Origin of the sequence: Qipengyuania polymorpha (assembly GCF_019711435.1) — a bacterium.
Classification (GTDB): domain Bacteria; phylum Pseudomonadota; class Alphaproteobacteria; order Sphingomonadales; family Sphingomonadaceae; genus Qipengyuania; species Qipengyuania polymorpha.
Genome location: NZ_JAIGNK010000003.1, coordinates 225510 through 244057, shown reverse-complemented (window position 1 = coordinate 244057; position 18548 = coordinate 225510). Strand labels below are relative to the sequence as shown.

Sequence of the window (18548 nt, the reverse complement as noted above, 5' to 3'; positions counted from 1 at the left end):
GCCTATAACGGGCCTTCGCTGGGGAAAAAAGCCGCTTGGGGCTTTCGCGCACAGCTACGCGCCTTGTCGCGATTCGCGCAGGCCTATAGAGCCTCTCTTCACCATGATTATTGCCTGTCCGGCCTGCAGTACCCGCTATGTCGTGCCCGACAACGCTATCGGCGTCGATGGCCGCACCGTGCGCTGCGCCAAGTGCAAGCACTCGTGGTTCCAGGAAGGGGCCAGCGCCGAAGGCGTCGCGGCAAGCGAAGAGGTGGCATCGCCGGCACCCACGCCTGCGCCTCCCCCACCTCCCCCGCCACCACCGCCTCCTCCCGCGACACAAGAACCGCAGCCCGCACCGGCTCCGGCTCCGGATGCGCATTCCCCGGCCGACGAGGCGGATGATGGCGAGGCACCCCGCCGCCGCCGCCGACCGCTGGTCGGGCAGTCGGGTGAAGAGACCTCGCCCCAGCGTGAGCGGACACCCGATTTCGACGAGACGCCTCCGCCGTCTTTCGTCGAAACGCACGAGGAAGAGCCCGAGCCCGATTTCGACGAAGCGGTGCATGAGGAAGTGCACGAGGACGACCTCATCTCGCGCTTCGATCACTCGCCGCCCTTCGGCCCCCGCCGCAACACGCTCAAGCTCTGGACCTGGGCGGCGGCGATTTTCGCGCTGCTTGCCGCAGGCGCCATCTTCGCGATGACGCGCTATGGCACGCCCGACTGGTGGCCGGTTGAAAAGCCGCTGTTCGGCGAGATGCAGCCCGATCTGCAGCTGTCCTTCCCGCCCGAGGAACAGCGCTGGCGCGAGCTCGAAAACAAGACGCTGATGTTCACGGCGAAGATCAGGGTGACCAATACCGCACGCGAGGCACGGCGCCTGCCGCCGGTGCTCATCGTCATGCTCAACGAGCGCGAGGACCAGATTTACAGCTGGGTCGTCCAGCCCCCGCAGCCCACGCTCGCGCCGGGCGAAACGCTCGTTATCGACGAAGCGCGGACCGATGTCCCGCGCGGCGCCGTCTATGCTGATGTAGGCTGGGCCCCCCTCTAATCGCAAACCGGTAAAATAGGTGCTTGCCGCCTCGCAAAGGCGCTGCTAGGGGCGCGCTCCTACCGGCGGGAGCAGGTGGTCTCACATGTGAGATTCGCTTCCGATGCAGACTGTGTGCGGTCGTGGCGGAACTGGTAGACGCGCAACGTTGAGGTCGTTGTGGCCGCAAGGCCGTGGAAGTTCGAGTCTTCTCGACCGCACCAACAGTCCCCCTCTGACTGTTCAAGCCCCCAAATATCAGTGGCCTATGGCGATAAAAGCTGTAGGCAGGGCGCTGCTGTACGCGCTTTCGGGGGGAATTCGTGCTCAGGACGATGTTTGCGATTGCCTGCTGGCTTGCCTCCGGCAGTCCGGCATTCGCGCAGGCTGGCACCGACACGCCATTTCGCGATTACGATGCAGGCAATTATCGGGCAGCGCTGGCCGGAGCAGAGGCCGCGCTCGAAACCGAATCAGAGAACCCCGTGTGGTGGGCGCTCCTCGCCGAAACGCAGGCCCGCCTTGGAGGACATGCAGAGGCTGCAGAGGCTTTCGCAACCGCAGGGCGCTTCGAAACCGATGCGGCAAAGCGAAGCTATTTCCTGCGCGCGCAGGCGCTCCAGCTGGTTTATGCGGACCGCCATGATGAGGCGCGGGCCATCGTGCGCGCGGCCATGGACGAGCCACTGCTCGAAACCCGCAACTCGCTCGACTGGGCGATGGTGGCGATTTCGGCGCGCGACGACCGCTCGGCACAGGACGTCCTCGATAACGAAGCACTCTATGGCAAATTCACCCGACAGACGGCGCTCGATGCAGCTTATAGTGCGAAACGCCGCGGGATGGACCAGCGCGCGGTCGGCTTTTTCAAACTTGGACTTGCCCTCGACGCCGAAGAAGAAACACCCCTCGGCCCTGTCCAGCGCGAAGGCATCCGCCGCGAGAACCGCGAGCTGACGCGCGACTGGTCCTTCATCGCGCAAGCCAGCTTCTCGAGCGCGGGTCGCCCCATTGGCCCGGCCAATACGTCTCTGGGGGACGAGCGCGCATCGCAATTCGGAGCGGAAGTGTCGCGCCGCATCGGCGGCTGGCGCAACGGGCGACCGTTCAGCATCTTCGCGCGGGCCTACCATTCGGAATTCCTGTCCGACGATGCAGCGGGCGGCAATGCGATGCAGGGCTGGGTCGGGGTGCGATACAAGCCGCTCTCACAGATCAATCTCAATCTCGAAGCAAGCCGCCTCATCGGCCTCGATGATGACGGGCTCGACGACTGGTCGCTCCGTGCCGCCATTTCGGGCGGGCAAGGCCTCGAACCCGAAGCGGGCAAGCGAAGCTGGGCTTACGCGCATTACTATGGCGACGTGTCCTACCTCACCGATGCCGATGTCACCTTCGGACTTGTCGATGGCCGTGCAGGCTATTCCTTCCTGCTCGACGAAAGCGCTACCGTGCTCACGCCCTATGCCGTTGCGCGACTGGGCGTCGACACGGGCCGCCTGGAGGAGGAAGCGCTCGGCGCTGGCGTCGGCATTTCGCTGCGCCACTGGTTCGACGAGACCGACACCATTGCCTATCGCGGGTTCATCGATTTCGACGTGCAGGCGCGCCAGCGCATCGCGGGCGACCGGCGCGCGTCGGGTATCCTCGCCACGCTGACAATCGGGCGCTGAGCGACCCTATCCGTGTGCGCCGAAGAGGTTGGCGATTGACGTCGCAATCCGCAGGTTGAGGCCATGCGCTTCCTCGATGGGGTCGATATAGTCGCGGCGGATGGCGTCATAGCCCTCGCCGCCTTCGCGTGGGTATTGCGCTGCCTCCTCCATCGCGAAATCGCCGGTCTCGGGATAGCTTGCCGGGAAGGCGCGGCGCATCTGCGCGAGCGCTTCGTCGACGCGCAGGGTGAAGACCATTTCCAGCACGTCGCGGCGGCTGATGTCGTTGGCGCGGCTGAAGGCCGGAACCGATACGGCCTTGAGGAACATGTGCTGCAGCAGCGCGAGGCGTAGCGCCTGAAGGACGCCGATCGTGCGGCGCACCTGCTCACGGTCGGGGTTGGGGTCCTCGTTCGGCACGAGGTCGAACAGGCGGTGCAGCTTGAGCGCATCGACCCGCAGGCGCGAGGCAAGGCGGCGGAAGACACCGTTGCGGTCGTCGGTAATGAGATATTCGGCGAGGCTCTCGCAGGCATTGGCGAGATGGTCCTCCGTGCCGCGATAGGGGCGGCTGGCCCAGTAGGCCGAGTTGAACAGCTCGCCATAGGCAGCGACGGTCTTGATACTGGCGAGCGCGTTCGAGGCGCGCACCAGTCGCATGATTTGCCGACCGCGCGGGCTTTCGCGCAAGAGTTCGGCGATATCCTCGTAATTGCTCTGCGCGGCGCTGCCGACGCCGGCGATGATGTTCGCCGGATAGCCAAGTTGCTGGAGGATGGCGTTGTGCGGGATGGCGCGGATTTGCCGCAGGCTCATCTCGCGGTCGGCATTGAGGTCCGACTGGCGGCGCGAAACGCGGCTGCCCGTCGAATTCAACAGTCCGAGGCCGAATGCGGTCACCGCGCGGCTGTAGGTCCGGCTTTCGAGGTGGTCCTGCTGGTGGTCCTTGATCGCGCGATAGAAGTCGAGGCTGAGGTCGGTGCGCCGGTAGAAGGGGTCTGTCGGCACATCGGGGTCGGTATCGGCGGGTGCGAGTTCGGCGATGGTCGAAAGCGTCGCGCGCGCAAGTTCGGGCGTGGCGAAGAAGAGGTAGCCGTCGCCGCCCTGGAAGCTGGCTTCGGGCTCGAGCTGGATGCCTGCACGAGCAAAGCGGCGGCGGGCCCAGGGGCTCATCGGCCACTCGAGGCGGTCCTTGAAGCTCGCCGGATGCGCGCCGCGGCCCATGCCCTCACCATGCGTGTTGAAGACCAGCGCGGCGACATCGGTCAGGCCATTGGCGGTCATCGCATTGGCAAGGCGGCCCTGCAGGCGTTCGATGGCGAGGCTGGCGGGGATTTGCCCGACGAAGCGGCCCGCGTCCGAAAAGCCGGTCTGGATGGCAATGCGCCCGCGGCGGCGCGCATAGCCCTGGTAGGCCTCTTCCTTCAGCAGAGCGTCGAGGAAGCGTCCGCCGTGTTCGAGCGCGGTTTCGGTCTCGAACAGCGGCGAGACATCGACCTTGTCCTCGATGCCGAACAGCTTGGCGAAATAGAGCGCGGAAAGCACCGTGGCGGGCTGCTCGCATTCGGCGACCAGCATGCGAATGGGCGCGTCGGCATCGATGTGCTTGAGGATCTGCGCCATGGCGAGGAACTGGCGCACGGCGGTGCTGCTCTCGACCGCGAGCGAGGCGAAATTGGCCGAGAGCGGCTCGGCGTTCTTCACGAGATCGCGCAGCGCGCCCAGCGCGCCCTGGCTGCCGAGGTCGAGGTCGGCGCCGCCCTCGATGCGGCTGCGGATGGCGTTGTGCAGCTGCTTGGCGTTCACGCGGAAATGGATGAGGCCCATGCCGAGCCCATCGGCGCGCATGGCGGCGGCGAGCGTCTTAAGGGCCACGGCCTTCTCGGGGTCCGCCGACAGGGCCTCTTCTTCCAGCTGCGAGATGATGGGCGCGAGGCTCAGGAGCTTGCCATCCTCGCCCTGCGTCAGCCGGTTGGCTGCTGCCGAAAGGTCGGCATGGTCGGAAAGGTCTCCGGCGAATTCCTCGGCGCTGGCGGCAGTCCGCTCCTGTGCAGCGCGCATGGTCTCCAGCAGCGCATGGCCTGCATCGATGGCTTCGAGCTGGTCGGCATAGCGCCCCAGCCGCTGCGCCTTTTCGGACAGGCGGAAGGCGATGCTGGTGTACCACTTGATGTCGGTGCGCCCGTCCATGTCGTAGCCGACCCAGCTGGCAAAGCGGAACGGCAGCGGCTCGAGTTCGCGCCAGCGGTCGGGCCAGGTGCTGCTCGCGCATTCGAACAGGCTCGTGTTGATGGCATCGCGCGCGTCCTGTGCGTTCGCCATAGCCGACATGGCGCACTCGTGCTCGTATTGCAGCGTGATTTCGGGGCGTTCGACTTCGACCGGCGACACGGCTTTGCCGCCACCTGCCGCCTCGGCCACGACATCGGTCTGGGCGGGGGTCAGCAGGAAGGTCGGGTGCGCAGTGAAGACGACATGGAGCTGCGGGTGCGACCAATGCTCGCGGAAGGCCTCGAAACCGCCGCCCTTGACGTGAGTGTCGACGCAGAAGCCGGTCATCCGCTTGGCCGTGTCCTTGGGCGTGACGAGATTGCACAACCGGTCGGCACGCGCCTCCAGCGAGCGGGTCTCCAGTTCTGTGATAAGTGTCGAGAAGTCAGCCAGCGAAATCTCGCCCGCTTCCAGCTCGCGCGACAGATCATGCGCCAGCTGGAAAACGGGGTTGAACAGCGGGGTTTCCTGCGTGCGCTTGTGCAACTCGCGCAAACGGTGCGTGAGTGTAGCGAAGGTCAGCGGTTGCAGGTCTGGCACGTCTCTATTTCCCCTTGTCCCTCCCACTACGCATGATTGCGCGGGAAAGTGCCGGGAGTGTGGAGGAATCCCGCTGCGTTGCAGCATGAATAGGTTTGCGAGAGCCGAAGCTTTACTTGTGGCGAGCCATGTTCCAACCCCTGCGGCCACGTTAACTCAAAGCGCCAACCGTACGGTCACAGCCCATGCGCCATGGGCCGGACGGGGCAAGCAGGGGCAGAATTTATGAGCGACTGGACCATCGGCATCATCGGGGGCTCGGGCCTCTATGCGATGGACGCGCTGCAGGATGCGCAGTGGATTGAGGTGTCCTCGCCGTGGGGCACGCCTTCCGACAAGATTTTGTGCGGTACCATCGGCCATGTCCGTGTTCGCTTCCTACCGCGTCACGGGCGCGGGCACGCGATTATCCCGTCAAAGGTCGATGCGCGGGCCAATATCGATGCATTGAAGCGTGCAGGGTGCACCGACATCCTCGCTATCAGCGCGGTCGGTTCTCTTTCCGAAGAGCTGCCCCCGGGCCGCTTCGTTTGCGTCGACCAGTTCATCGATAACACCAAGGGCCGCCCTTCCAGTTTCTTCGACAACGGCTTCGTCGCGCATGTCTCGATGGGCGACCCGGTCTGCGAACGCCTGTCGAAGCATGCCGCCAAGGCGGTCGACAAGGCTGGCGGCGAAGTGACTATGGGGGCGACCTATCTCGCCATGGAAGGCCCGCAGTTCTCGACCCGCGCCGAGAGCCGCCTCTACCGCCACTGGGGCGCGGAAGTCATCGGCATGACCGGCATGCCGGAAGCCAAGCTCGCCCGCGAGGCGGAGCTTCCCTATGCCATGCTCGCCATGGTGACCGACTGGGATAGCTGGCGCGACGGAGAGGCGGCGGTCGACGTCGGCGAAATCATCGAGCAGATGAACGCCAATTCGGAGCTTGCGAAAAAAGCGGTCGAGGCATTCTGCAAGGGACTGCCCAAGAAGCGCACGCCTTCGCCCATCGACCGCGCGCTCGACGATGCCGTCATCACCGCGCCCGAAAAGCATGACCGCGACCTGCTGGTGAAACTCGACGCGGTGGCCGGACGCCTGCTGCGTAGCTGATGAGCGAGACGCTCGACCTCCTCGTCATCGGTGGCGGCATCAACGGCGCAGGGATTGCGCGCGATGCGGCCGGCCGCGGGCTGTCGGTCGAGCTGGTCGAAAAGGACGACCTTGCCTCGCACACCTCCTCGGCCAGCACCAAGCTGGTCCACGGGGGGCTGCGCTATCTCGAACAGTTCGAGTTCCGGCTGGTGGGCGAGAGCTTGCGCGAACGCGAGGTTCTGCTCGCCAATGCGCCGCATATCATCTGGCCGCTGCGCTTCGTCCTCCCGCACGAGCCGAGCATGCGCCCCAAATGGATGCTGCGTGCGGGCCTCGCGGTGTATGACAGGCTGGGCGGGCGTAAGCGCTTGCCGGGTTCACGCAAGGTCGACCTGCGCATTGCCCCGCACCGCTCCATCCTGCGCAACCGGCTGAAAACGGGGTTCGAATATTCGGACTGCTGGGTCGAGGATTCGCGCCTCGTCGTGCTTACCGCGATGGATGCAAAATTGCGCGGAGCGACGGTTTCGACGCGGACCGAATGCACGGCGCTGGACCGGCACGAGGACCACTGGCTCGCCACCTTGCGCGGTCCCGAGGGCGAGCGGGTGGTGGCGGCGAAGGCCGTGGTGAACGCTGCGGGGCCATGGGTCGACAAGGTCGCCAAGGCCGCGCTCGGCCAAGGCACGCCCGCGCACCTGCGGCTGGTCAAGGGCAGCCACATCATCGTGCCGCGCGCTTATCCGGGCGAGCACGCCTATATCTTCCAGCAGGACGACAAGCGCATCGTCTTCGCCATCCCCTATGAGCGCGACTACACGCTCATAGGCACGACCGACATGCTCTACGACGGCGACCTCGACCTTGTCCGCATCACCGATGAAGAGCGCGAGTATCTGCGTGCCGCCGCGACGAAGTACCTCAAAAGCGGCATCACCGAAGAGGACATCGTCCACACCTATGCCGGCGTCCGCCCCCTCTACGAGGACAAGGCAGCGAGCAATTCCACTGTCACGCGCGATTATGTCTTCGAGGTGGAGGCCAAGGGCGGCGCGCCCATCCTGTCGGTCTATGGTGGTAAGATTACCACCTATCGCAAGCTTGCCGAGCATGCGCTCGAGAAGCTCGGCAAGCATCTCGCAATCGCCGACGAACCCTGGACTGCCGAAGCGCCCCTTCCGGGCGGCGACATGGCGGATGCGGACTTTGCCAAGTTCCTCTGGGACGCGGGCGAGCGGCATGTGTGGCTGCCGCCCGAAATGCTGCTGCGGCTTGGCCGGGCCTATGGCACACGGATGGACACGGTGTTGCGCGGCGCTTCCTCGCTCGAAGAAATGGGCGAGCATTTCGGCGGCGATTTGTACGAGGAAGAGCTGAAATATCTCGTCGCGCACGAGTTTGCGAAAAGCGCCGACGACGTGCTCTGGCGGCGCAGCAAGCTGGGCATGCACCTGCCCGCAGAAGCGCAGCAAGCCGTAGCGGCGTGGTTCGCCAAGCGCGGCTGAACGCACACAGGCCACTCCTCGCGTTTCACAAAGCTTGAAAGCGTGCGTCATGGGGTCCAAGTGGCCATCAAAGTCCATTCAAGCCACTACGGAGTCGCATGGCCCTGCACGATCCTGTCCGCCTTCCCCCCATCTCCCGCCAGCACCTGCGCGAGGCCTACCGGGCCGAGGAAAACGCGTGTGTGGCAAAACGCATGGAACAGGCGGCGACTGCCGAAGCGAAACATTCCGAAGCTGCGGCTCTTGCGACGAAGCTGATTGAAGGCGCGCGCCGCCGCAAGGCCTCCGGCATCGATGCCTTCCTCCACCAGTACGGCCTCGCCACCGAAGAGGGCGTGGCGCTGATGTGCCTTGCCGAAGCGCTGCTCCGTGTGCCCGATGCGGCGACCGCAGACGCGCTCATCCGCGACAAGATCGGCGATATCGACTGGTCGGAGCATATGGGCGAAAGCTCCTCCACCTTCGTCAACGCCGCGACCTTCTCGCTGATGCTGACGGGCGAAGTGCTCGAACGGCCCGAAGAGGCGCAAAAGGGCATGGGCTCGACGCTGAAGCGCGCCGTGAACCGTCTGGGCGAACCGGTCATCCGCAAGGCGACCTTGCAGGCGATGCGCATCCTTGGCGGCCAGTTCGTCTACGGGCGGACCATCAATGAATCCTTGAAGCGCGCTGCGCCCGAACGCGCAAAGGGGCTGACGCACAGCTTCGACATGCTCGGCGAGGCGGCGATGACCTATGCCGATGCCGAGCGCTATGCCGATAATTACGAGCGGGCCATCGACCGCTTGGTGCGCGAGTCTACGGGCAAGGTTTCGACCAGCCCGGGCATCTCGGTGAAGCTTTCGGCGCTGCACCCGAAATACACTTTCCTCCACGCCGACCTCGCGGTGGGCGACCTCCTGCCCATCCTGCGTCACCTGATGACCAAGGCGCGCGATGCGAATATCCATTTCACTATCGATGCCGAGGAAGCCGACCGCCTCGAACTCTCGATGGACATCATCGAGGCTTTGGCACGCGACGACAGCCTGTTCACCCGCCCCGACGGCAGCCAGTGGGAAGGTTTCGGCCTTGCCATCCAGGCCTACCAGAAGCGGGGTCTTCCGATGTGCGACTGGGTCGCGCGGCTGGCGCGCAAATACGACCGCAAGTTCTTCGTCCGGCTGGTTAAGGGCGCTTACTGGGACACCGAAATCAAGCTCAGCCAGGTCGGTGGCTTTACCGATTTCCCCGTCTTCACCCGCAAGCTCGCCACCGATGTCAGCTACCTTGCCTGCGCCGAAAAGCTGCTCGCCTGCGACGATGTCATCTATCCGGCCTTCGCCACGCACAACGCCTACACCATCGGCGCGGTGAAGGCCCTCGCCGGTTCCAAGGAATTCGAGTTCCAGCGCCTCCACGGCATGGGCGAGGATGTCTATGGCGCGCTCGCGCAGGTCGAGGGCAACCGGAAAACCAACGTGCGCATCTATGCGCCGACCGGCACGCACAAGGACCTGCTCGCCTATCTCGTACGCCGCCTGCTCGAGAACGGGGCGAATTCCAGTTTCGTCAACCGCATGGCCGATGCCGAAGTGCCTGCAGCCGAGCTTGTCACCTGTCCGATAGCCGACATGCGGGCGCTGAAGCCCTATCGCAATCCGGCCATCCCGCTGCCGACCGACATCTTCCCCAATCGCGAGAATTCCGCCGGTATCGACCTGTCGGACCCCCTCGTGCGCGAACCGCTGATGGAGCGGCTCGAGAAGCTGGAAGAAAAGCAGTGGCACGCCGCCCCCACCATCCTGTCGGCAGCGGACGGCGAAGTTGCGCCCATCAACAAGCCACATGATTTGTCGGCGCAGGTCGGCACGCGCCGCGACGCGCTCGATTTCGAGGTCGAAGTCGCCATCCACCGCGCACAGGAAATCCAGCCCGGCTGGAATGCGTTGGGCGGCGAGAAGCGCGCACTGCTGCTCGAAGCGGCGGCGGATTTGTTCGAGGAGCACACCGACGAGTTCCTCTCGCTCTGCCAGCGCGAAGCGGGCAAGACGCTGCAGGACGCGGTGCTCGAATTGCGCGAGGCGGTGGACTTCCTGCGTTATTACGCCACCGAGGCGCGGCGCCTGTTCGCAGCGCCCATCCAATTGCCCGGACCGACCGGTGAGGAAAACCGCCTTTCCATGGCAGGACGCGGGGTGTTCGCCTGCATCAGTCCGTGGAATTTCCCGCTCGCCATCTTCATCGGCCCGCCTGCTGCCGCTTTGGCCGCGGGCAACACCGTGGTCGCCAAGCCGGCAGAGCAGACCCCGCTTATCGCCGCACTGGCGGTCGAACTTTGCCATGAGGCGGGCATTCCCGAAGAGGTCTTCCAATTGCTCCCCGGCGCAGGCGATGTCGGCGAGATGATCACATCGGACCCGCGCATCGCTGGCGTTGCCTTTACCGGCTCGACCCAGACCGCCCAGGCCATCAACCGCAGCCTTGCCGGACGCGACGGGCCGATTGCGACTTTCATCGCCGAGACCGGCGGCCAGAATGCGATGATTGTCGATTCGACCGCGTTGCCCGAACAGGTCACGCGCGATGTGGTCGCCTCGGCCTTCCAGAGTGCGGGCCAGCGCTGTTCGGCTTTGCGCGTCCTCCATATCCAGGAAGACGTCTACGACGAGATGCTGGCGATGATCCGCGGTGCCTTCGAAGCGCTGACCATCGGCAATCCGGAGAACCTCGCCACCGATGTCGGTCCGGTCATCGACCCCGATGCCAAGGCCGCGCTCGAACGCCACATCGCGCGGCGCAAGACCGGCGGTTCGCAGGTGTGGCGGCGCAAGCTGCATCGTGGCTCGTCCAAGGGTTGCTATGTCGCACCGACCATCATCGAGCTTGATTCCATCCTCGATTTGAAGCGCGAGAACTTCGGCCCGGTCCTTCACGTGGTGAAGTACAAGGCGTCCGAAATCGGCAAGGTCATGGACGACATCAACGCCACCGGCTTCGGCCTGACGCTCGGGCTCCACAGCCGCAACGACGACATGCGCGCCTATGTCGAAAGCCGCGCGCGGGTCGGCAATTTCTATGTCAACCGCAACCAGATCGGGGCGGTGGTGGAAAGCCAGCCCTTCGGCGGCGAGGGGCTGTCGGGCACCGGTCCCAAGGCGGGCGGACCGCACTATGTCGCCCGTTTCGCGACCGAGCGCGTGGTCTGCATCGACACGACCGCGGCAGGCGGCAACGCGACGCTTCTGGCGAGCTGATTTTCGAAGGACTCGGCAGGAACCGGGGCCTGCCGGTTGGCGGGCCCCGGCGCTTCAGGCTGCGGCCGCTGCGCGCTGTTCGCCGAGGATGCTCCACGAGGCGAGGAACAGGCCTGCCACCAGCGGGCCGATGACGATGCCCGACAGGCCGAACAGCGCGATGCCGCCCAGCGTGGTGACGAGGATGAGCCAGTCTGGGATTCCGGTGTCGCGGCCCACGAGAATGGGGCGCAGGACATTGTCGATCATCCCGATGAGCGCGACACCGCTGACGATCACCACCACGCCCTCCCAGATGGCACCGGTCGCAAGCAGGTAGATCGCCGCCGGGACCCAGACGATGGCCGGGCCGACTGCAGGCAGCAGCGATGCAATCGCCATGATGACGCCGAGCAGCAGCACCGAGGGCAGGCCGACGATCCAGAAGGTAATCGCGCCCAGCGCGCCCTGCACGAGGCCGACCACGACCGACCCCTTGATGGTTGCGCGCACCAGAACGAGGAAGCGCTCCGCCAGCCGGTCGGCAACCGAGCGGGCGAAGGGCAGTGCGGACAGCACGTGCTCGCTAATCGCCTTGCCGTCACGCAGCAGGAAGAAGCCGACGTAGAGCGCGATGGCAAAGCCCAGCACGAAACCGAAGACGCTGCCGCCGATGGCAATCGCCTGCTGAGCGATCAGCCCGAGACTGGCCTGCACGAATGCGGTCGCCTGCTCCTGCACCTCACCGAGATTGCCCAAGCCGGCGCTGTCGAGCGAGGCCTGGATATTGGCGGGCAGCGCGGAGAAGACTTGCTCGAAATACATCGCCACATCGATGCGCCCTTCGCGAAAGGCGAGGAAAAGCTGGGTCGCCTCGGCAATCACCGCCGAGCCAATCCATAGCGCGGGCAATACGACAGCGAGCAGGATGACGGCCAGCGTCAGCAGCGCCGCCTGTGTCTCCTTGCCCTTCCGGCGGATCAGTAACCAGCGATAGAGCGGCTGGAACATAATCGCCGCCAGCACCGCCCAGAGCAGCGGCTGGAAGAACGGCAGCACCACCGCCAGCAGCGCCAGCGAGACAGCAGCGAGGAACAGCAGGAAGCCGCCCTGCTCGAACCGTGTCGGTGCTGCCTCGCTCATCCCCCGCGCCCCAGTATCAGACGTCGAGATTGGCGACGTTCAGTGCGTTGGCCTGAATGAATTCGCGGCGCGGTTCGACGACATCACCCATCAGGCGGGTGAAGATTTCGTCGGTCACGTCGGCATCCTCGACCTTGACCTGCAGGAGGGCGCGGTTTTCGGGGTCGAGCGTGGTCTCCCACAGCTGCTCGGCGTCCATTTCGCCAAGGCCCTTGAAGCGGCTGACCTTGAGGCCCTTCCGGCCCGCGGCCATGACCGCATCGACCAGCTGGCTCGGCAGTATGAGCGCATCGTCGCCGGTGACCTGCGTGTTGGCTTCTGCCTCTTCGACCTCGTCGCTCTCGACTTGTTCTTCAGCCTCTTCCTCGCTGCCGCGGATGAGGCGGACGGGAGAAGCATAGACCTCGGCATTTTCCTGCGCCACGCGGTGGAGCTTGCGCGCTTCGGCGCTGTCGAGGAACTTGCCCTCGATTTCATGCACGTCGGTCACGCCGCGCCAGACGCGGTGGAAGCGGACATGGCCGTCCTCGCCGAGTTCAGCAGACCACTTGGCCTCGGTGTCGCCCATCTGGAGATGCGCGGCTGCCTTGGAGAGCGCGGCTTGGCGGTCCTTGCCGTCGGGGTCGAGCGCGCCTGCCAGCGCCATCGCCTCGATGATTTCGGCGTTATACTTGCGCGGCACGTAGTTCATGTGATTGCGAACGTTCAGCGCGTGCTGGACCAGCGCTTCGAGATCTGCCGAGGCGCGCGGGCCGCTACCGGTTTCGAGGATTCGCCCGCTGAGGCCGGCCTCGATAAGGTAACGGTCGAAGGCGGGCTGGTCCTTGAGGTACACCTCGGACTTGCCGCGCGTCACCTTATAGAGCGGCGGCTGCGCGATGTAGAGGTGCCCGGCCTTGACGATCTCGGGCATCTGGCGGTGGAAGAAGGTCAGCAGCAGCGTGCGGATATGCGCGCCGTCGACGTCGGCGTCGGTCATGATGACGATCTTGTGGTAGCGCAGCTTCTCGAGGTCGAACTCGTCGCGCAGGCCCGTGCCCATGGCCTGGATCAGCGTGCCGACTTCCTTCGACGATATAATCCGGTCGAAACGCGCACGCTCGACATTGAGGATCTTGCCCTTCAGCGGAAGGATCGCCTGATACTGGCTGTCGCGGCCGTTCTTGGCCGAGCCACCTGCCGAGTCACCCTCGACCAGGAAGAGTTCGGCCTTGGAAGCGTCGCGTTCGCGGCAGTCGGACAGCTTGCCCGGCAGCGAGGCGATGCTCATCGCGCCCTTGCGGCTCATCTCGCGTGCGCGGCGGGCCGCTTCGCGGGCGGCGGCAGCGTCGATCACCTTCTGGATGATCTGCTTGGCGTCGTTGGGATTTTCCTCGAGCCACTCGGTCATCTTCTCGCCCATGAGCGATTCGAGCGGCTGACGCACTTCGGAGGAGACCAGCTTGTCCTTGGTCTGCGAGCCGAACTTGGGATCGGGCAGCTTGACTGAGACGATGGCCGTCAGGCCTTCGCGCATGTCTTCACCCGAAAGCGAGACCTTTTCCTTCTTCATCAGCCCCGATGCGGTGGCGTAATTATTGAGCGTGCGCGTCAGCGCGGCGCGGAAGGCGGCGAGGTGCGTGCCGCCGTCACGCTGCGGGATGTTGTTGGTGAAGCACAGGACGTTTTCGTAATAGCTGTCGTTCCACTCCAGCGCGACATCGATGCCGATGCCTTCCTTCTCCGCGCTGACCGAAATCGGCTCGGCGACCAGCGCCTGCTTGTTGCGGTCGAGATATTTGACGAAGGCCGCGATGCCGCCTTCGTAGAAAAGGTCATGCTCGAGTGGTTCCTCGTGGCGCTTGTCGCGCAGCAGGATGCGCACGCCGGAGTTGAGGAAAGCAAGCTCGCGGTAGCGGTGCTCGAGCTTGTCGAAATCATATTCGGTGACGTTCTTGAACGTTTCTTCCGAAGCCTTGAAGGTAACGCGCGTGCCCTTCTTGAGGCCGTTTTCGTCGCCATTGGAGGCAACCGGCGGGGCATCGCCCACGACGCGCAAGCTCTCGACCGCATCGCCATGCTCGAAGCGCATCCAGTGCTCCTTGCCGTCGCGCCAGATGACCAGTTCGAGCCATTCGGAAAGCGCGTTGACCACCGAAACGCCCACGCCGTGGAGGCCGCCCGAGACCTTGTAGGCGTTGTCGTCGCTGGTGTTTTCGAACTTACCGCCCGCGTGCAGCTGGGTCATGATGACCTCGGCCGCCGAGACGCCTTCTTCCTTGTGCATGTCGACCGGAATGCCGCGGCCATTGTCTTCCACGCTGACCGAGCCATCGGGATTGAGTTCGATCAGGACGAGGTCGCAGTGCCCTGCCAGCGCTTCGTCGATGGCGTTGTCCGACACCTCGAACACCATGTGGTGGAGGCCCGACCCGTCGTCGGTATCGCCGATATACATGCCGGGGCGTTTTCTGACCGCATCGAGGCCCTTCAGGACCTTGATAGAGTCTGCGCCGTAACCGTTCTTCTTCGGCGCTTCTGCGCCCTGTTCTGGGGTGTTCTCGTCCATGCCGAGTATATAGGCTCGGGAGGGCCAAAAACCAAAGGATTTGGCCGCATTTTACCCACAGGCAAAAGCGCGACAAGTTTCATCTGAAACCGGTTGATTTACGGGCGCGGGAAGCGCATCCATGCGCCATGCTTTCGGTGCTCGACATCTTCCGTATCGGGATTGGTCCCTCCTCCTCGCACACTGTCGGTCCGATGCGGATTGCGCGCACATTCGTGCGCACGCTCGACAAGGCAGGGAAGCTGGAGAAGACCGCGCGGGTGGCGGTGGAATTGCAGGGTTCGCTGGCGCTGACAGGGGTGGGGCACGGGACGGTGGATGCCACCATGCTCGGCCTGATGGGCTTCGCGCCAGACAGGACCTGCCCCGACGAGGCGGCCCGGGCGCTCGCGGAATTGCGAGAGACGAAGCGGCTCGACCTTTGCGGAAAGCAAGAGGTAGCCTTCGATCCGGCGGGCGACATCGACCTAGCCGGTCATATCATTCCCGACCTCCATCCCAACGGCATGAAGCTCACCGCTTTGGACGAGGGCGGCGCGGTGCTGGCGGAGCGGACCTATTATTCGACCGGTGGCGGCTTCGTGGCCTCCGAAGCCCAGTTGAAGCGCAAGCCCAAGGACGACCGCATCAATACGGGCACGCAAGTTCCACACGACTTCGGCTCGGCGGCGGAATTGCTGGCGGCTTGCGAGGCTACCGGTCTTCCCATCCACGAACTCGTACTCGCCAATGAGGACGCTTTCCGCCCGCGCGAGGAAACGCTCGAAGGCATCGACCGCGTGGCCCGCGCGATGGACCAATGCATCGAGCGTGGTCTCACCCAGCGCGGCATCCTGCCGGGCGGCCTCAAGGTCGAGCGGCGCGCGCCGGACCTGTGGGACAAGCTTTCCGCCAACCCGCAATCGAACGAGCGCGAGCAATTGTTCGACTGGCTCAATTGCTACGCCATGGCGGTGAACGAGGAGAATGCCGCCGGTGGCCGCGTGGTCACCGCACCGACCAATGGCGCGGCAGGTATCATCCCTGCAGTCATTCGCTTCTATTGCGTGACGGCGGGCGAGAGCCCCTGCCGGGACAGCCGCCGCAAGTTCCTGCTGACTGCGGGCGCCATCGGCCTCCTCTACAAGCAGCGCGCGAGCATTTCGGGCGCGGAAATGGGCTGCCAGGGTGAAGTGGGGGTGGCCTGCTCAATGGCCGCTGGGGGCCTTGCGGCGCTTTGGGGCGCCTCACCTCCGCAAGTCGCCAGTGCGGCCGAAATCGGGATGGAGCACAATCTCGGCCTCACCTGCGATCCGGTTGGCGGGCTGGTGCAGGTGCCGTGCATCGAGCGCAATGCCATCGGTGCGGTGAAGGCAGTCAACGCCGCGCGCCTCGCGCTTCATCGCACCGGCGCGGAAAGCCTGGTCAGTCTCGACCAGGTCATCGAGACCATGCGCCAGACCGGCCTCGACATGAGCAACAAGTACAAGGAAACGAGCCAGGGCGGGCTCGCGGTGAACGTCATCGAATGCTGACTCGACACATGCCGCCGTCCCCCTAGGGTGAGCGCATGGGAGAGAATCAGCCACTGGCCGAACCATTCGGCAACTTCAGCGACATCATATCCGCCAATGCCGAAGCGCTGGGCGATAAACCCGCGCTGAGGGACGAAAAGGGCGACCTCAGTTGGGCAGAGCTTGGCGACCGGGTCGAGCGCATCGCCGCGAAGCTCCTCGACGAAGGGCTGCAACGCGGCCAGTCGGTCGCCATCCTCGGGCTTTCGAGCGTCAACTATGCGCTGGTCTTCCTCGCCGCGGTGCGTGCGGGCGGGGTTGCAGCGCCGCTCACCACCAGTGCGAGTGCTGCGCAACTCGAAGGCATGGCGCAAGATTCGGGTGCGACACATATCTTCATCGACCGCGCGAAGATGACCGAACTCGGGACCATGTTCTCTCGAATCATGCGATGCATCGTGCTCGACGAGGAACTGAACCAGTGGATGGCGCCGGAGGGGACCAAGGCACCGCCCGTCGACCACCAGCCCTCGGATCCGTTCAATATCATCTATTCAAGCGGCACCACCGGCACGCCCAAGGGCATCGTCCACCCCCACCAGATGCGCTGGCGGCAATTCGCGGCGACGGCGGCAAGCTGGCTTGAGAACGGTCTCGAAGTGCGCAGCCTTGCTTCCACGCCGCTCTATTCGAACACCACCATGGTCGCCTTCCTGCCCGCGCTGCTGGCAGGCGGCACGGTGCGCGTGATGGGCAAGTTCGATTCCATGCACTGGATGCGCCACGTTCAGGAGGACCGCAGCACCATCACCATGCTGGTGCCGGTCCAGTACCAGCGGCTGATGGACAATGCGCATCTGGACAGTTTCGACCTGTCCTCATTGCAGCTGAAATACTGCACTTCCGCGCCTTTCTCTGCCGAACTGAAGCGAGAGGTGCTGGAGCGGATGCCGGGCGCGCTCATCGAAATCTATTCGATGACCGAAGGCGGGGTCGTCTGTCTTCTCGAAGCGCACAAGTTTCCGGACAAGCTGCACACCGTCGGCAGGCCGGCGCCGGGCAGCGAACTCAAGGTGCTCGACGATGAGGACAAGGAAGTGCCGCCGGGCACGCCGGGCAATCTCGTCGGCCGCAGCCAAACCATGATGAGCGGCTACAAGAACCGCCCCGAGCAGACGCGGGAAGGCTATTGGACCGACCCCGAGACGGGCGAGGTGTGGCAGCGCATGGGCGACATCGGGCGCGTCGATGCGGAAGGTTTTGTCGAACTGGTCGGCCGCGCCAAGGACATGATCATCTCGGGCGGGTTCAACATCTATCCCGTCGATCTCGAAAACGCGCTGATGCAGGAGGACGAGGTGCTCGATGCCGCGGTCATCGGCGTACCCTCGCGCCAATGGGGCGAAACGCCGGTCGGTTTTGTCACGCTGGCAGACGGCGTGCTCCATGCAGAGGCGGTGCGCGAGCGAGTCAATGCGCGGCTCGGCAAGACGCAGCGGCTGGCCGCGCTTTATCCCATAAAGGAAATGCCGCGCAGCCATATCGGGAAGCTGCTCAAGAGCGAACTTCGCAAAAGGGCTGCGCGGCTATGGAAGCCGGACGAGGGCTGACCCTCAGTCCGGCATCTGTGCCCGCTGGCTCAGACCAGTACGGGCGAAAGAATCATGCTCGACAGGCCGGTTGCAAAAATCAGCACAGCGAAGCGGGTCACAATAGTGGTCATGGCGTTTGTTCCTTTTGTTCTGGCGCAAGACAATGCGCGCGCAGCTTTGCGAAAGTTACGCGCAGGGATGGCGTGAGTTCGAGACGCGGCGCCGACACGTTGGGGAGGGGGAGAGGAGTTGTGTGGGCGGCCGCGTCTCTACTCGCTGCCATATCGCCTCTCGAAAAGCGGCACTCGCACTAGGAGTTGCGAGCAGTCAGGGGACCGGCTCGCTTATCGAGAGGAAGGCGACGACAGTAATCTTGGGGAAGGGACTGTCGCCATCTCTGTGCCGTTCGGGACGCTATTTGGGGGACGTCACCGCTCCGGCTGTGAGGGGCGTAATAATGTTGCTGCGCTGTGAACTAAAGTGAGAAAACA

At 64.5% G+C, this 18548-nt stretch carries 10 protein-coding genes and 1 tRNA gene; 8 read left to right on the top strand and 3 right to left on the bottom strand.

What is annotated here, in order from left to right; translation table 11 throughout:
• Positions 1-103 precede the first annotated feature (103 nt).
• The 3 genes from K3152_RS09955 (at position 104) to K3152_RS14345 (ending at position 2691) form a co-directional block, all read left to right on the top strand.
• Positions 104-1039 carry an MJ0042-type zinc finger domain-containing protein gene (locus tag K3152_RS09955; protein WP_221573966.1) on the top strand — a complete coding sequence of 312 codons (936 nt, stop codon included), beginning with the start codon at positions 104-106 and terminating at the stop codon, positions 1037-1039.
• 116 nt (positions 1040-1155) lie between these two features.
• Positions 1156-1242, top strand: a tRNA-Leu gene (locus tag K3152_RS09950).
• A 99-nt stretch (positions 1243-1341) separates the two neighbouring features.
• Positions 1342-2691 (top strand): NfrA family protein, encoded by a 1350-nt coding sequence (locus K3152_RS14345; protein ID WP_221573965.1) that lies wholly within the window; start codon positions 1342-1344, stop codon positions 2689-2691.
• 6 nt (positions 2692-2697) lie between these two features.
• Here the strand turns inward: K3152_RS14345 and K3152_RS09940 are convergent, their stop codons facing one another.
• Positions 2698-5484, bottom strand: coding sequence for a phosphoenolpyruvate carboxylase (locus K3152_RS09940; RefSeq protein WP_221573964.1), 2787 nt, complete (start codon positions 5482-5484; stop codon positions 2698-2700).
• 225 nt (positions 5485-5709) lie between these two features.
• On the opposite strand from K3152_RS09940, the gene mtnP reads away from it, so the two are divergent.
• The 3 genes from mtnP to putA all read left to right on the top strand — a co-directional run bounded on the left by mtnP (position 5710) and on the right by putA (position 11302).
• A complete protein-coding gene (mtnP, locus tag K3152_RS09935) occupies positions 5710-6579 on the top strand; it encodes an S-methyl-5'-thioadenosine phosphorylase (RefSeq protein ID WP_221573963.1) in 870 nt (289 codons plus the stop codon).
• Entirely contained in the window at positions 6579-8066 is a 1488-nt protein-coding gene (glpD, locus tag K3152_RS09930; RefSeq protein WP_221573962.1) for a glycerol-3-phosphate dehydrogenase, read from the top strand. Before mtnP ends, glpD begins: the two co-directional genes overlap by 1 nt.
• 98 nt (positions 8067-8164) lie before the next feature.
• Positions 8165-11302 carry a bifunctional proline dehydrogenase/L-glutamate gamma-semialdehyde dehydrogenase PutA gene (gene putA / locus K3152_RS09925; RefSeq protein WP_221573961.1) on the top strand — a complete coding sequence of 1046 codons (3138 nt, stop codon included), beginning with the start codon at positions 8165-8167 and terminating at the stop codon, positions 11300-11302.
• A 54-nt stretch (positions 11303-11356) separates the two neighbouring features.
• On the opposite strand, the gene K3152_RS09920 is transcribed toward putA, so the two are convergent.
• Together K3152_RS09920 and gyrB are read right to left on the bottom strand one after the other, a co-directional pair.
• On the bottom strand, positions 11357-12424 hold the full coding sequence (locus tag K3152_RS09920) for an AI-2E family transporter (protein ID WP_221573960.1): 1068 nt from the start codon (positions 12422-12424) through the stop codon (positions 11357-11359).
• Positions 12425-12440: 16 nt separating this feature from the next.
• Positions 12441-14972, bottom strand: coding sequence for a DNA topoisomerase (ATP-hydrolyzing) subunit B (gyrB, locus tag K3152_RS09915; RefSeq protein ID WP_221573959.1), 2532 nt, complete (start codon positions 14970-14972; stop codon positions 12441-12443).
• 128 nt (positions 14973-15100) lie between these two features.
• Between gyrB and K3152_RS09910 the strand changes: the two genes are divergently transcribed.
• A complete protein-coding gene (locus tag K3152_RS09910) occupies positions 15101-16486 on the top strand; it encodes an L-serine ammonia-lyase (RefSeq protein WP_221573958.1) in 1386 nt (461 codons plus the stop codon).
• A gap of 35 nt (positions 16487-16521) precedes the next feature.
• On the top strand, positions 16522-18075 hold the full coding sequence (locus tag K3152_RS09905; RefSeq protein WP_221573957.1) for a class I adenylate-forming enzyme family protein: 1554 nt from the start codon (positions 16522-16524) through the stop codon (positions 18073-18075).
• Positions 18076-18548: the final 473 nt, after the last annotated feature.